Raw genomic sequence first — 14,825 nt, forward strand, 5'->3', positions numbered from 1 at the left:
TTATAGTTCCCTCCGGGAGGAGCTGGATCTGCCGTCTTAGATAGAACTCAGCTATCTCACGATGGGCAGGCGAGGCAGGCCGGCCTCGCTGATCGGGCGCGACATCATCAGCAKGTTTCGCGCCAAGGGCGCGAAGGGCTGRCGGTCCGCCACGATCAGCCCGATGGTGCGCTTGGCGTCCGGCTCCACGAGCGGCAGGGCCTTGGTTCCGAGCGGTACCCCGAAGAACTCGAGCAGCTGCAGCGAGACGATGCTCGAGACGCCCTGGATCCCGGCATGAGAGCACAGGTTGAAGATCGAGTTGGTTTCGATTGCCGGCCGAGGCGAATGTCCGACGGAGCGAAAGATGCCGTCGATGATCCGTCGGTTCTGCATGTCGGAGGTCAGCAGGCAAAGCTTGAGCTCCGCGGCTTCCGCCCAGGTGATGGTGTCCTGCCGCGCGATCTCGCCATCCTCGCGCGTCAGCAGCACATAGGATTCCAGGTAGATCGGCTTCGAGATCACGCGGTCGAGAGGTTCATTGTCGAGATAGGTCAGGCCGACATCGAGCTCGAAATTGTCGATTCGGCTCTGGATCTCGGCCGAGGTCAGCGACAGCACGGTCAGGGAKACCGCCGGGTAGCGCTCCGAGAACGGCGCGGTGATATGGGCGATCATCGGCAGGGCTGTCGGAATGGCGCCGAGCCGGATACGGCCGCTCACGCCCTGCCTGAGCTCGGCGATCGATTCCTTCAGCAGGTCGGCCTCCGCCAGGATGCGGCGGGCATGGGCGAGGACGACCTCGCCCTCCTTGGTCAATCCCTGAAACCGGCGCCCCCGCTCGACGATGAGCACGCCGAGTTCCTCCTCCAGCTGGCCGATGGCGGTGGACAGGGTGGGTTGGGAGACGTGGCAGGCCTCGGCTGCGCGTCGARAATGCTTCTCGCGGGCAAGGGCGTCCAGGTAGACAAGCTGACGAATGATCATTGCAGCTAGGCTAGCGCGGCGGTCGTTCGGTTCAATCTGAAAATGTGCCGATCTGCCCGCGAAAGCGCTCAGACCTTCCGGAACTCCATGCGGTAGATCACCGCTTCGCCGGTTGCGGGATCGTGGCCGGGCGCTCCGCTGATCACGAGTCTGTCCCCGGCCAGGGTGTAGGGCCGGATCAGGTCGATCTGCCAGGTCGGGTTCCAGGCAGCGTCGACATGGTGGGTGACCTTGTCGTCCTCCAGCGTATAGGCCGCCGCATAGGCAAGCATCGAATCGAACAGACCGATCTTTTCCTCGGGCGATGGCGCAGACCCGACGGGCTTCTCCCTGTTCCGGTCAAGCACGAGCGCCATCATTCGACCGTCGGGCTGATAGGAAATGTAGCCGACCGGATCAGACCCCATGGCGTCGGTCACGACCCCGGTCGCGACAGCCTCGCGCGTCCAGGAGATCATTTTCCAGGTGCCCAGCAGAGCTTCGGCGTCGGCCATGCCAGTCTCCAACGACGCTTTCGCGAGTTGGTAGCCATCTTGCTCGGGGCATTCGATAAAGCAAATGGGGCTTAGGCGTGCTGCGCTGCGACGGGGCGCTCGATGCTTTTTCATTCCGGCGACGGAACAATGTCCACTCGCCGACGTTCCCTGTTCCGGTGTGATGCGCKGGGACGCTATGGGTAAGGCCGAACAATCTGCAATGGGCGATGAGCGTTATCGCATCCTGGTCGAGGCCGTCACGGATTATGCGATCTACATGCTCGACCCGGCAGGCACGATCGGCAGCTGGAACCGCGGGGCCGAACGCTTCAAGGGCTACACGGCGCTGGAGGTGCTTGGCACCAATTTCTCGCGTTTCTACACCGATGCCGATCGCGCGAGGGGACTGCCCGCGTTCGCGCTGGGCACGGCGGCGCGCGAGGGCCGCTTCGAAAGCGAGGGCTGGCGCGTCCGCAAGGACGGCACGACCTTCTGGGCCAGCGTCGTCATCGATGCGATCTATGGAACGGACGGCGAACTCCTCGGCTTCGCCAAGATCACGCGCGATCTGTCCGAGCGGAGAGAAGCCGAAAATGCCCTGCGTCGAAGCGAGGAGCGCTTCCGGCTCCTGGTGCAGGGCGTCACCGACTACGCCATCTATATGCTCAATCGCGACGGCATCGTCAGCAACTGGAATCAGGGTGCCGAGCGGATCAAGGGCTATGCGCCAGACGAGATCATCGGGCAGCATTTCTCCCGTTTCTATACGGCCGAGGATCGCGAGAGGGGCGAGCCCCAGCGCGCGCTCGACACGGCCATCCGCGAGGGCAAGTTCGAGAAGGAGGGTTGGCGCCTCCGGAAGGACGGAACGCCGTTCTGGGCAAGCGTGGTCATCGATGCGATTAAGGGGGACAATGGCGAGGTCATCGGCTTCGCCAAGGTCACCCGGGACATGACCGAACGGCGACGCCATGAGCAGGCGCTGGAGGAGGCGCGGCAATCGCTGCTTCAAAGCCAGAAGACCGAGGCCATCGGCCAGCTCACCGGCGGCGTTGCGCATGACTTCAATAATCTGCTGGCCGCCATCCTCGGCAGCCTGGAGCTCATCCGCAAACAGGCCTCGAGCGAGAAGGTCGCCGCTCTCGCCGATAACGCGATCGAGGGCGCGCGCCGGGGCATTTCCCTGACACAGCGCATGCTGTCCTTCGCGCGCCGCCAGGAACTTTCTCCCACGACGGTCGACCTGCCGAAGCTGGTCTCGGGCATGTCGGAGTTGCTCCAGCGCTCGCTCGGTCCGCTCGTCAGTATTGAAACGCGGTTTCCGCTGGCGCTGGATGCGGCGCGCGTCGATCCGCATCAGCTCGAACTGGCGCTGCTGAACCTGACCATGAATGCGCGGGACGCCATGCCAGGTGGCGGGACGATCATCATTGCGGCGCGCGCTGAGGATATTGCGGCGGCCGGGCGCTCGAACCTGGCGCCAGGGCGCTATCTCTGCCTGTCGGTGAGCGATGTCGGAGAGGGAATGGACGAGCAGACGTTGGCACGCGCGACCGAGCCGTTCTTCACGACCAAGGGGGTCGGCAAGGGCACCGGGCTCGGGCTCTCCATGGTCCATGGCATGGCCGAACAGTCCGGGGGGGGATTCGTCCTCAAGAGCCGGTCCGGAGAGGGGACGACGGCCGAAATCTGGCTTCCCGTCGCAGAGCGATTGCCGACGCAGGAGGTCTCGCCCGATGCCCGATCGTATCCGGCGGATGACAAGCCCCAGCGCTCATTGCGGGTGCTCGCCGTCGATGACGACGCACTCATCCTGATGAACACGGCGGCCTTGCTCGAGGATCTTGGACACAGCGTGATCGAGGCGGCCTCGGCCAGGGAGGCGCTCGAGGTGCTCGACGGCGGCGCAAAGATCGATCTCGTCATCACCGACCACGCGATGCCCCGGATGACGGGCGCCCAGCTCGCCGAAATCATCAGGGCGAAATGGCCGGACCTGCCGATCATCCTGGCAACCGGCTATGCGGAGCTGCCAACCGAGCAGGGACAGAAACTGCCCCGGCTCTCAAAGCCGTTCTGGCAGGTCGATCTCCAGCGTGCCGTCGACGCGGCAACAAGCTGAATTCGGCACGCAGATCCGACTGCGCCGCGGCCCAATACTAGCCAGCGAGTGCTGCCGTCGTGGTTGCCACATCCTGGCAATCGGAGTTCGTGGCGGCAACTTCCAGCGCGGCGATGAAAAGCGCGCCCTTGTCCGTCACATGCGTGATCAGCACCTCGACTGATCGCCCGTCATTGCAGACCAGTCTCAGGCGGTCGGCAAAGACCAACGGATCCCAGGCATCCAGATMGCCGATCAGCTCACCGGACAGGAGGCCGTCCGGCTGGGTCACCATGCGGTATTCCAGCGGAAGCTGTGCTCCGCTCTTGAGCACGATTTTTCCTGCAACTGGCATCGCTGCTCCTGTTCCGGGACGGGCGAAACTTCGGCGCGGTCCCTGAGATAATTTTCTCAAGAGTACCGCGCCTCGCCCGTCGATACGATAAAAAACCAATTGGTGCAGTGGCTTATAGCGAGGCGTGCGCACCGCCTGCTCATTTCGAGCCGATGGCGCAATGGGAACAAATGAGTAAGTGGCGCATTCTGATGAGAGTGATGCTTTTGCGTCGATTGAGTGATCCGGGCAGCGCAGGGTCGGACAATGAGCGAGACAACGATCAAGGGAACAAGCCTCAGCCGCGGCGAGCGACTTCAGGTCATGCTCGACGAGGACGAGCTGCGGGTGATCGATGACTTCCGGTTCAATAATCGCATGCCGACGCGTGCCGCGGCCGTGCGGGAGCTGCTCAGGCGAGGGCTGGAGGCCGTCGGTTACACGCTCGTGCCGGGCGCAAAATCCAGCTCCTACGGCGTGATGAATGGCGGGGACGGCGAAGGCGAGGCCCAGGCCGGATCAGAATGAGGGCGCCTCTTCGTGCCTGCGCACGGACGGCATCGTGAGGCGCAGAATCTTTTCGGACCGATGGAACCTGACGGGGGGCATCGCAGTTGAGTGTCGCCAGTCGATTGTCGGTGTCGAAATCCTTCGTCTCMCCGGCGGACTGCCGGCGTGTCTATCTCCCCGTTTTTCCTTCCACTCTGCTCAGTCTGGCGGCCCCGCGATGATCCTCTCAGTGTCAGTTCATGCCGAATGCCGCTAGGAACGCTTGCACGCTCGAGACATCACGCAGCGCAATGAGCAGGGACCTGACTGTGACCACAGACGTGGAGCGCGACCGCCGCCTGATCCAGAGCGTGCTCGCGATATCCGACGATTGCATCAAGGTTCTCGACCTCGACGGCAAGMTGACCTTCATGAGCGAAGGCGGCATACGGGTCATGGAGGTCGCCGATTTTGGGCCGATCGAGGGGTGCGCCTGGACCGATTTCTGGGAGGGCACGGATCGGGCAGAGGCGATCGCCGCTGTTGCAGCGGCCAGGGCCGGCGGCACCGGCCAATTCGAGGGCTTCGCCAGGACGATGGCGGGCACGCCCAAATGGTGGGATGTCCGCGTCACGCCTGTCCCGGGTCCCGACGGCAAGCCGGAGCGGCTGCTGGCGATTTCCCGCGACATTACGGCGCAAAAATCGGTCGAAGAGGCGCTGGTCGCGACCGAAGAGCGCTATCGCACCCTGTTCGACAGCATAGATGAGGGGTTCTGCATCATCGAGTTCTTCGATGGGCCGCATGGCGCGCTGAGCGACTACATTCATATCGAGGCCAACCCCGCCTACGCGATTCATGCCGGCATTCCCGATGTCGTCGGAAAGAAGCTCCGCGACATGGTGCAGGACGAGGCCGATGGCTGGGTCGAGCTCTATGGCGGCGTGMTGCGCACCGGCCAGCCGATCCGCTTCGAACGTGAGCTCGTCGCCACCGGCCGCTATCTCGRGCTCTCGGCCTTTCGCATCGAGCCGGCCAGCGCGAAGCAGGTCGCGGTGCTCTTCCAGGACATCACGGGCCGCAAAAAGGCCGAGGCCGCTTTGCAGGAGAGCGAAAGCCGCTTCCGGACTCTGTCGCAATCCATGCCGAACCATGTCTGGACCGCGACGCCGGACGGAATGCTMGATTGGTTCAACGAACAGGTCTATTCCTATTCTGGAACCGAGGCAGGCGCGCTCGACGACGAGCGCTGGACAGCGATCGTTCATCCCGACGATCTCGCGAGTGCCGCCGCAGCCTGGGAAAATGCCCGGCGTGACGGGATTCGCTACGAGACCGAATTCAGGCTGAGGCGCCATGACGGGGCCTTCCGCTGGCACATCGCCCGTGCCGTCCCGATCCTCGATGAGAACGGCGCGGTGGCACGCTGGATCGGCACCAATACCGATATAGACGATCAGAAGACGGCTGAGGCGGCGCTCTCGGACCTCGCCACGACCTTGGAAGATCGCGTTGAGCTCCGCACGGCCGAGCTCGCCAGGGCGCAGGATGCCCTGCGCCACAGCCAGAAGATGGAGGCGATCGGCAACCTGACCGGCGGCGTTGCGCATGATTTCAACAACCTGCTGCAGGTCATCAGCGGGAACCTGCAGCTGCTCTCGCGCGATATCACCGGCAATGAGAGGGCCGAGAAGCGGGCCGCGAACGCCATGGCAGGCGTGGCGCGCGGCTCAAAGCTCGCCGCTCAACTGCTGGCCTTCGGCCGCCGGCAGGCGCTGGAGCCCAAGGTCGTCAGCGTAGGCCGGCTGATCCGCGGCATGGACGATCTGCTTCGCCGCACATTGGGCGAAGCCGTCGAAGTGGAAACGATGATCGCCGGCGGGCTCTGGAACACATTGGTCGATCCGACCAATGTGGAGAATGCGCTCCTCAATCTCGCGATCAATTCGCGTGATGCGATGGACGGCCAGGGCCGCCTCACCATCGAGGCCGGCAACGCCTTTCTCGACGACGCCTATGCACGCGCGCATTCCGATGTCTCGGCGGGCCAGTATGTCATGGTGGCGGTGACCGATACGGGCTCGGGCATGAGCCCTGAGGTCATKGAGCGGGTCTTCGAGCCGTTCTTCTCGACCAAACCCGAAGGCAAGGGCACAGGCCTCGGCCTCTCCATGGTCTACGGCTTCGTCAAACAGTCCGGCGGCCATGTGAAGATCTACAGCGAGGCCGGCCACGGCACGACGATCCGGCTCTATCTGCCACGCTCGACCCAGGTCGAGGATATGCCGGTCGAGAGCGAAACCGGCCCGGTCAGCGGCGGCAGCGAGACCATCCTGGTCGTCGAGGACGACGAGGCCGTTCGCGACACGGTGATCGCACTGCTGGGCGAACTCGGTTACCGCGTCCTGAAGGCACATGACGCGCAAAGCGCGCTTGCGGTCATCGAGAGCGGCATACCCATCGACCTGCTCTTCACCGATGTCGTGATGCCGGGAGTATTGAAGAGCCCGGAACTGGCGCGCAAGGCCAAGGAGAGGCTGCCGGAACTCGGCGTGCTCTTCACCTCGGGCTACACGGAAAACTCCATCGTACATGGCGGGCGGCTCGATGAAGGCGTCAACCTGCTGTCGAAGCCCTACACGCGCGAGGCTCTGGCCAGGAAGATCAGGCAGGTCCTGTCGCATGGCGGCAGGAAACCGTCTGGCGACACGCCGGAGCCGGCAGTCAGCCCGGCACCGCTCGCTGCATCCGAGCCCGCGCGGAAACTCACGGTCCTCGTTTGCGAGGATGACGCCATCATTCGCATGGATACCGCCGATCTGGTCCGCGAGCTCGGCTATGTCGCGATCGAGGCCGATAGCGGGCGCGAGGCAATCGATATCGCGTCGCGGGAGGAGATCGACATCCTGCTGACCGATGTCGGCCTGCCCGACATTTCGGGCATCGAGCTCTCCCGGAGCTTGCGTGAACTCAAGCCGGCGATCGCCATTGTCTTCGCGACGGGGCGGGACCAGGTCGAGGGTCTTGATGCAGAGCCGCGCACCGAGTTGCTCAAGAAGCCCTATGGTCTGGACCTGCTCGGGCGGGTGTTGGGACGCGTCACAGGCTAGGCATTATCCTATGGTATGGGGCCGGAATGGCCGCTATGCCCATGGCTTTGGAGAAATGTCTGAGCCGCATATCCGGGCGTGGACGGCCAATCGTGACCGGTCTTTTGACATAGACGCGTCGTCACGATTGTGTTTCCGCTCATTTTTTCCGGGCGGGGTTTGATGCGTCAAGATTTCTCTGAAGATATCGCCGCGATCTCGTCCATTGCCGCGGTACCGAGCATTCTGGAAGTGGTGTGCCGGACGACGGGCATGGGCTTTGCCGCCGTCGCGCGGGTGACCGAGGACCGCTGGGTCGCCTGTGGCGTTCGCGACGAAATCGCGTTCGGCCTGCAGCCCGGCGGCGAGCTAAAGATCGAGACCACGATCTGCAATGAAATCCGCGACCATCGCGAGATGGTCGTCATCGACCATGTCGACGCGGACCCCGTCTATTGCCGGCATCATACGCCTGCGACCTATGGCCTGCAGAGCTATATCTCGATGCCGATCATCCTGCCTGATGGAATATTCTTCGGCACGCTCTGCGCGATCGACCCGCGGCCGCATGTCGTCAGCACGCCCGCCATTACCGGCATGTTCAAGCTCTTCGCTGAGCTGATCGCCTTCCACCTCGACGCCCACCAGAAACTCGCTGACAGCGCGGCCAGACTGGTCGGCGAATTGCAGAACACCGAGATCCGCGAGCAGTTCATCGCCGTGCTCGGCCATGACCTGCGCAATCCGCTTGCCTCCATCCATTCCGGCCTTCGCATGGTGCTGAAGAGCGATGACATGGCGAAGGTGCGCACGCTGGCGACGATGATGCAGAGCAGCGTTGGCCGGATGTCGCGCCTGATCGACGACGTTCTCGATTTCGCACGCGGGCGACTGGGCGGCGGGTTCATTCTCGAGCGCGGTGCCGAGACGAACCTGAAGCCTGCGCTAGAGCAGGTGATCGGCGAACTCCAGACCGCATATCCCGATCGCGAGATCGCGGCGGCGCTGCGGTTCGACGGCGTCATCGACTGCGACCCGGCGCGCATCGCCCAGATGGCGTCGAACCTCATCGCCAACGCATTGAGGCACGGCGCCGAGGACGGCCCCGTGATCGTGGACGCTCATCGGTCTCCCGACTATTTCGAGCTGTCGGTCTCGAATTCCGGAGAGCCAATCCCGCCTGAGATCATGGCCGAGCTCTTCAAACCCTTCGTGCGCGCCTCCGCCAGATCCCACCAGCAGGGCCTCGGTCTTGGCCTCTATATCTGCGCGCAGATCGCCAAGGCGCATGCAGGCACGCTGGATGTCATCTCGACATCCGAGGGCACGCGGTTCAGATTCAGGATGCCGCTCACCCTCTGAGCGACCCGGGTTTCGATCGGCGCCTATCGCCTCCGGGATGCCCGCCGGTGATGCGCGACAGAAATTGCCCCTTGCCCCGAAAAAGGAGTTCGCGCCCGCGATGGAGCGGCCGGCATGATCCGCCCCTCACTGGGGTGTGGACACATCGACGCCGGGCCATATTCGGATTGAGGCCGGTTTGCCGAAAGCGCACCATGGCGTGATCAGTCAAATGGTTTGAACGGGGCTACGGAATGGAAATCTCCTTCAGGGGCAAGAAGGTCGTCGTCGCAGGCGGCAGCCGCGGCATCGGGCGATCCATCGCGCTCTCTTTCGCGGCGGCAGGCGCCGATGTGGCGATCTGCGCTCGCAATCCCGAGGGGCTCAGCGCCGTCGAAGCCGAGTTGAAGCGGCATGGCGGGGCGGTTTTCAGCATGGCATGCGATCTCGGCGAGGGCTCTGCGGCCGCGAGCTTTGTGGCTGACGCTGCTCGCGCGCTCGGCGGCATCGACATCCTGATCAACAACGCGTCGGGCTTCGGCTCGAAGGATGACGAGAGCGGCTGGCTTGCCAGCATCAATGTCGACCTGATGGCGACCGTGCGCGCCACCCAGACGGCGATACCGTTCCTGGAGGAAGCGGGCGGCGGCGCCATCATCAACATCTCGTCGATTTCCGGCCTGACGGCGGTGCCGCGTTCGCTGCCCTACGCTGCCATCAAGGCGGCCGTGGTCAACTACACCATGGGGCAGGGGCGGGCGCTCGCACCGAAGCGCATCCGGGTCAACGCCATCGCGCCGGGCTCGATCGCGTTTCCGGGCGGCTCGTGGGAAAATCGCAAGACGACCGATCCGCAGCTCTACGAGCGCACGCTCGGCAGCATTCCCTGGGGGCGCTTCGGGGCGCCGGGAGAGGTCGCCAATGTCGCCCTGTTCCTGGCGAGCGACATGGCAAGCTGGGTGACCGGGCAAACGATCGTCGTCGATGGCGGGCAGTTGCTGACCTGACACAGCGGTGAAGACCTGGGCCTGACGAAGCTGCATGAGGCGCAGCCGGCAACCCGCATTGCCGCCGGATCATGTCTGCTTTCGGAAACAGAACAGGCTCGGCTCGGTGTCGTCACTCTTCCGGTCGCGAGGTCGGGATGAGACCAGGCCAGTAGAGCGCGTCGCTGGTCGGTCGCGCACCGAAAATGGCCTGGCCGACCCGAACGACGTCGGCGCCTTCCTCGATGGCGCACTCGAAGTCACCCGACATACCCATCGACAACTGCACAAGGCCGGGATCGATGCTGACGGCGCGGTCCCGCAGGGTCCGCAGCAGCCGGAAACAGGCGCGCACGCGCTCGGAATCCGCACTGAAGATTGCCAGCGTCATGAGGCCGCGCGGCTTCAGGCGAGGGTACTCGGACAGACATTCGACGAACGACACAAGATCGTCGGGATGCAGGCCGTACTTGCTGGCCTCGCCGGACGTGTTCACCTGAACGAAGACGTCGAGGTCGCGCCCCTCGGCCTCCAGCCGGCGGTTGAGCTCATCGGCCAGCCGGACGCTGTCGAGGGCATGGAACTCCGTGGCGAAGCGGGCGAGATACTTGACCTTGTTCGTCTGGAGGTGACCGATGATGCTCCAGCGGATCGGCAGGTCGCCAAGCACCGACCGCTTGTCCCGGGCCTCCTGAAGCTTGTTCTCCCCAAAGCTGGAGATGCCTGCAGCAAAGGCGAGCCGCAGGATATGGGCGGGAACCGTCTTGGTGACCGGCAGCAGATGCACATCGACTGGATTTCGCCCGCAGCCCTGGCACGCTGACGCGATGCGCTCCTGAACGGCTTTCAGGTTCATCGCAAATGCTTCGGCAGGGTCATGACCGAAGCGGGCGATATCCTCGGCCGAAAGGGCGCCCGTCGATGGTGCATTCATGTCGAAGCAAGCTCCAGATGAGACCGCCGGGCAAGTCTTGCGAAGACCTTGCCGAGGGCGGCAACCCGACGATCCCGCCTTGATGCAGGTCCGTTATACCCAGATGAAGTGTAGTCCTGGCACATGCGACTGTTGATCTGCGGCGGATCGCYTCGTCGGTATTTATCTTGAAAATGGCCTGCTGCACCCATCCACTTGCAGAGGATAAGGCCGGCCATTTGCGGTGAGCCGGACTGCCCCGGTCTACGCGCTCTTCACAGTCCGGAATGCGCTCGAGAGCTGCTTGACTGCGACCTCAAGCTCGGCCGGAGTGTAGGCCGCGAAGCCCATCAGAAAGCCAGCCTCGCCATTGCCAGAAGCATGAAGGGCCGACAGACCCAGAAGCTCGACGCCAACGCGCTGCGCGGCGTCGATGGCCGCACGCTCTGAAAGGTCGCCGGTCAGCGCGCACGGCATCTGGAGTCCACCGATCGGGACCCGAGGCTCGACGAAAGCCGAAAGCTCCGTCCGCACKAGGCTTGCCAGGATTTCGAGCCGCTCGGCGTAGACATTACGCATGGCGCGAACATGCGCTCCGAAATGTCCTCCCTCCATAAAACGGGCGAGTGTCAATTGCGCGATCGAGGCGGTGTGGCCGTCCAGGAGCGTGCGCGCAATCGTCATTGGCTTGACCAGCTGCGGGGGCAGCACGACATAGCCGACCCGCAAGCCTGGAAAGAGCGATTTCGTGAATGTGCCGATATAGACGGTCCGGTCATGCTGATCGAGACCCTGAACGCAGGCCATTGGTTTGCCGGCGTAGTGAAACTCGCTGTCGTAGTCGTCCTCGATGATCCAGGCCTGATGCTTCGCTGCCCATTCGATCAGGGAGAGACGCCGGTCGAGCGCAAGTGTCGCGCCCGTCGGAAACTGATGGGACGGCGTCAGGAAGACGGCCTTGGCCTTGCGCGGATCGTCACGCAGTTGCTCGACCAGAATTCCCTGATCGTCGACGCGGATAGGCGCAGATTCCAGACCGGCTGCATCGAAGGCCTTGCGTGCCCCGTAATAGGCTGGATCCTCGATAAAGATGCGGTCTCCAGGATCCAGCAGCATATTGGCGCAGAGCGCCACTGCCTGTTGTGAGCTTGTCAGGACCAGCACGCGGTCGGGATGAGCGCGGGCGCCTCTCTCCAGGTTGACATAGTCTGCAATAGCGCGTCGAAGCGGCTCCGCGCCCTGGGGATCTCCGTGAAGAAGCGCCCGCGTGCCGGTCTCCTTCAGCACCTGCCGCTCCAGGCGTTGCCAGAGCGCGAGCGGAAAGCTGCGCGTCTCGGGTACGCCCGGGGCAAACGGCCGGGGAGATAGCTGCTCGCGAACGCCGCCACCGCGGAAGATGGCCGCTCCGCGTTCGCTGAGGTTCGAAGCCGGGCTACGCCGCAGTGCGCCGCGATGAGAGAGCCTGAGGCCAGGAGTGAACTCGGTCATCTCAGCCACGAAACTGCCGCTGCCCACCCGCCGGTCGATGAAGCCCTCGGCATGGAGCTGGGCATAGGCGGCCTCGATCGTGTCGCGGGAGAGACCGAGCGATTTGGCGAGCGCCCGCGAGGCCGGCAGCGGCTTGCCGGGACCCAGCGCACCATCGAGGATCATCTGCCGCAAAGCCCGTTGAATACGCGCGTGAAGCGGCAGTTCCGCATGGGCGGGATGGGCAAGCCATGCCTTCACCGATTCCAACTGAGAATGCTTGAACAATTGGTCTGACTTGCTCGAAGAAAGTGGAGGGGATGAACAGACCATTGATCCGCTAGGAGTCAAGCCGCCTCGCTGGCCCGGGCCAGGCGGGTTTTCAGGATAACGACCACGATCATGCCGCCTGTCTCGTCACCACCATCGCTCACTCCAAGTGATCTCGCGCCTCCGATCGTCGCGGGACTGATCTCTGTCATCGTCAACTATGGGGGAACCTTCATTCTGGTCTTTCAGGCCGCAAAGGTTGCGGGGCTCAGCCCGGAGCTGACGGCATCCTGGGTCTGGTCTGTTTCAATCGGCGTGGGGCTGACGGGGATCTATCTGAGCTGGCACTTTCGCGAGCCGATCATCACGGCCTGGTCGACGCCGGCGGCGGCGTTCCTCGTCACGGCACTCGCCACGACCCCTTATGCCGAGGCGGTCGGTGCTTACCTGATCTCGGCGGCCGCATTCGTCGCCCTCGGGCTGTCGGGCTATTTCGAGAAGGTCGTCAGGCTGATCCCGCCGGGCATCGCATCAGGCTTGCTCGCCGGTATCCTGCTGCAGTTCGGCATCGGCGCGTTTGGCGGTGCGAGCGTCGATCCTCTGCTGGTTGGGCTTCTGATCATCGCCTATCTCGTGCTGAAGCGCTTCATCCCTCGCTATGCTATCGTTGGCATTCTGGTGCTCGGCCTCGCCTTCTTGACTGTGCAGGGACGTGTCGATCTCGCGGGGCTTCAGTTCAAGCTTGCGGCTCCGGTGTTCACTGCGCCGGACATTTCGCTCAATGCGCTCTTGAGCGTCGCGTTGCCGCTGTTCCTGATCACGTTGACCGGGCAGTACATGCCGGGGATGCTCGTCCTGCGCAATGACGGCTTCAGGACCAGCGCCAATCCGATCGTGACCGTGACAGGTCTCGGTTCGCTGATCATGGCGCCGTTCGGTTCCMACGCCTTCAACATCGCAGCGATCACCGCGGCGATCTGCACGGGCAAGGAAGCGCATGAGGATCCGTCCAAACGGTGGATCGCAGGAATCGCCGCAGGCGTTTTCTATGTGCTTGTCGGCGTCTTCGGCGTGGCTCTGGCKGCGGTCTTCATGGCATTCCCAGCGACCTTCATCACGACGCTCGCAGGGCTGGCGCTAATGGGCACGATTGGCGGCAGTCTCGCCAGCGCTATGGCCGACCAGAGGTCGCGTGAGGCGGCGTTGATCACGTTCCTTGCCTCATCGGCCAAGATCAGCCTGCTCGGCATCGGCGGGGCGTTCTGGGGGCTGGTGATCGGGCTCGTCGCCTATGTGATCCTGCATGGCCGTTTGCCGCGCCGTGAGTCTGTCGAGGGCGCTCGTCCGTCGGCAGTCGGCAGAGGCGGGGCAGAGTGAGGGCATGCGGACTTCGCCTTCGTCAATGTCGGCCGACCCGAAACGTGATCCTTCTCGTGCAATCCCACGCCTCAGCTTTCGAGCAGAAACCGAACCATCTCACGCGAATTATCGGGGCCGCCGCGTCAGCTGCCCAGACGATCGCCACACCACCAAGCATGTMCACTACCATGGACAATCCGGTGTTCGGCAATCGTCTGACTTTTGCCGCTTCCGAACAKGCACCGCGTGACGGGCTTGCCGTTTACGACCGCATCGGTCGGCTTCTGACGAGCGATGCCTTACGCCAATATGCGCACCTTCGGCTCACGAGCCCATTGCCGGGTCCGGGGGGCTCCAGKAGGATTTCGGCCTTGTCGCCGAGCCTGACCATCGACTGTCCTGAGGTCCAGTCAGACACGCCAGCCACGTTCGTCGCTGCGGCGGGCGGAGACGGGAAGAGGCCCGGCAAGATCGGGCTGGAGGCGACACTCGAAACAACGGCGCTCCCCACAGATTTGCCGACGCGGAGATCAGATTTCCGCGTAGCGTCGCTGTGGTCACTCCGTGAATTCCGCGGTGCGTGTGCTCCCGGGCCCGGTCGCAAGGGCTGCGAAACGCTCCTCCGTGAACAGTTCCTCGATCGTCTGGAGCGTCTTGGTGTAGTGCGCGACGAGCAGGGCACAGGCCTCTTGCGGGGTGCCGTTGAGCACCGCCTTCATCAGCGCCTCGTGCTCGCTCTGCCCATTGCGCGGCATCCTGCCAAAGGCGTGCGAGATCGAGATATAGCGCGAGGCATGGTCGGCCAGGATCTCGCAGAACTCGAGCAGCCAGGGCGACCCGCAATTCGCCAGCAGCGCCCGGTGGAAATTGCGATGGGCGTCCTCCCAAGCGGCGCGCTCCGCAGGGAGATCCGAGCGATAGCGCGAGAGCCGGTGGAGGGCGAGCACGATGCCTTCCTCCCAGCGCTCGTCACGATGGCTGATCGCTTCCTCGAGCGCCCTGGTTTCGAGCCAGCAGCGCGTGCGGACGAGGAC

At 63.8% G+C, this 14,825-nt stretch carries 12 protein-coding genes; 6 read left to right on the forward strand and 6 right to left on the reverse strand.

The window, feature by feature from the left end:
• Positions 1–51: 51 nt before the first annotated feature.
• Positions 52–966 (reverse strand): LysR family transcriptional regulator, encoded by a 915-nt coding sequence (locus tag AC1DJT_RS23540; RefSeq protein ID WP_476834973.1) that lies wholly within the window; start codon positions 964–966, stop codon positions 52–54.
• Between the two features lie 68 nt (positions 967–1,034).
• Positions 1,035–1,460, reverse strand: coding sequence for a lipocalin-like domain-containing protein (locus AC1DJT_RS23545; RefSeq protein ID WP_476834974.1), 426 nt, complete (start codon positions 1,458–1,460; stop codon positions 1,035–1,037).
• 202 nt (positions 1,461–1,662) lie between these two features.
• Between AC1DJT_RS23545 and AC1DJT_RS23550 the strand changes: the two genes are divergently transcribed.
• The gene (locus AC1DJT_RS23550; protein ID WP_441507733.1) at positions 1,663–3,564 is read left to right on the forward strand and encodes a hybrid sensor histidine kinase/response regulator; all 1,902 of its coding nucleotides are present in this window, start codon (positions 1,663–1,665) and stop codon (positions 3,562–3,564) included.
• 37 nt (positions 3,565–3,601) lie between these two features.
• Here the strand turns inward: AC1DJT_RS23550 and AC1DJT_RS23555 are convergent, their stop codons facing one another.
• Positions 3,602–3,898, reverse strand: a complete 297-nt coding sequence (locus AC1DJT_RS23555; RefSeq protein ID WP_476834975.1) for a hypothetical protein — start codon at positions 3,896–3,898, stop codon at positions 3,602–3,604.
• Positions 3,899–4,144: 246 nt separating this feature from the next.
• Here AC1DJT_RS23555 and AC1DJT_RS23560 point away from each other — a divergent pair, with 246 nt between their 5' ends.
• The 4 genes from AC1DJT_RS23560 to AC1DJT_RS23575 all read left to right on the forward strand — a co-directional run bounded on the left by AC1DJT_RS23560 (position 4,145) and on the right by AC1DJT_RS23575 (position 9,803).
• On the forward strand, positions 4,145–4,405 hold the full coding sequence (locus tag AC1DJT_RS23560) for a hypothetical protein (RefSeq protein ID WP_441491035.1): 261 nt from the start codon (positions 4,145–4,147) through the stop codon (positions 4,403–4,405).
• Between the two features lie 290 nt (positions 4,406–4,695).
• On the forward strand, positions 4,696–7,476 hold the full coding sequence (locus tag AC1DJT_RS23565; protein ID WP_476834976.1) for a hybrid sensor histidine kinase/response regulator: 2,781 nt from the start codon (positions 4,696–4,698) through the stop codon (positions 7,474–7,476).
• A 162-nt stretch (positions 7,477–7,638) separates the two neighbouring features.
• Complete coding sequence (locus AC1DJT_RS23570) at positions 7,639–8,817, forward strand: GAF domain-containing sensor histidine kinase (protein WP_476776589.1); 1,179 nt, start codon at positions 7,639–7,641, stop codon at positions 8,815–8,817.
• Between the two features lie 233 nt (positions 8,818–9,050).
• Positions 9,051–9,803: an SDR family NAD(P)-dependent oxidoreductase gene (locus tag AC1DJT_RS23575; RefSeq protein WP_441491032.1), complete on the forward strand. Its 753-nt coding sequence runs from the start codon at positions 9,051–9,053 to the stop codon at positions 9,801–9,803.
• A gap of 112 nt (positions 9,804–9,915) precedes the next feature.
• On the opposite strand, the gene AC1DJT_RS23580 is transcribed toward AC1DJT_RS23575, so the two are convergent.
• Positions 9,916–10,716 (reverse strand): YggS family pyridoxal phosphate-dependent enzyme, encoded by an 801-nt coding sequence (locus tag AC1DJT_RS23580; protein ID WP_476770784.1) that lies wholly within the window; start codon positions 10,714–10,716, stop codon positions 9,916–9,918.
• Between the two features lie 243 nt (positions 10,717–10,959).
• The gene (gene pdxR, locus AC1DJT_RS23585; RefSeq protein WP_441491030.1) at positions 10,960–12,450 is read right to left on the reverse strand and encodes a MocR-like pyridoxine biosynthesis transcription factor PdxR; all 1,491 of its coding nucleotides are present in this window, start codon (positions 12,448–12,450) and stop codon (positions 10,960–10,962) included.
• Between the two features lie 114 nt (positions 12,451–12,564).
• On the opposite strand from pdxR, the gene AC1DJT_RS23590 reads away from it, so the two are divergent.
• Positions 12,565–13,809: a benzoate/H(+) symporter BenE family transporter gene (locus AC1DJT_RS23590; protein WP_476834977.1), complete on the forward strand. Its 1,245-nt coding sequence runs from the start codon at positions 12,565–12,567 to the stop codon at positions 13,807–13,809.
• A 539-nt stretch (positions 13,810–14,348) separates the two neighbouring features.
• On the opposite strand, the gene AC1DJT_RS23595 is transcribed toward AC1DJT_RS23590, so the two are convergent.
• A partial coding sequence (locus tag AC1DJT_RS23595; RefSeq protein ID WP_476834978.1) for a GntR family transcriptional regulator occupies positions 14,349–14,825 on the reverse strand: 477 nt, incomplete at its 5' end.

The organism is Allobosea sp. 05T422_2 (assembly GCF_056396265.1).

Coding starts and splice junctions, on each gene's coding strand:
- AC1DJT_RS23560 (WP_441491035.1), top strand. CDS start 4,145: ATGAGCGAGACAACGATCAAGGGAACAAGCCTCAGCCGCGGCGAGCGA.
- AC1DJT_RS23570 (WP_476776589.1), top strand. CDS start 7,639: ATGCGTCAAGATTTCTCTGAAGATATCGCCGCGATCTCGTCCATTGCC.
- AC1DJT_RS23545 (WP_476834974.1), bottom strand. CDS start 1,460: ATGGCCGACGCCGAAGCTCTGCTGGGCACCTGGAAAATGATCTCCTGG.
- AC1DJT_RS23580 (WP_476770784.1), bottom strand. CDS start 10,716: ATGAATGCACCATCGACGGGCGCCCTTTCGGCCGAGGATATCGCCCGC.
- AC1DJT_RS23550 (WP_441507733.1), top strand. CDS start 1,663: ATGGGCGATGAGCGTTATCGCATCCTGGTCGAGGCCGTCACGGATTAT.
- AC1DJT_RS23575 (WP_441491032.1), top strand. CDS start 9,051: ATGGAAATCTCCTTCAGGGGCAAGAAGGTCGTCGTCGCAGGCGGCAGC.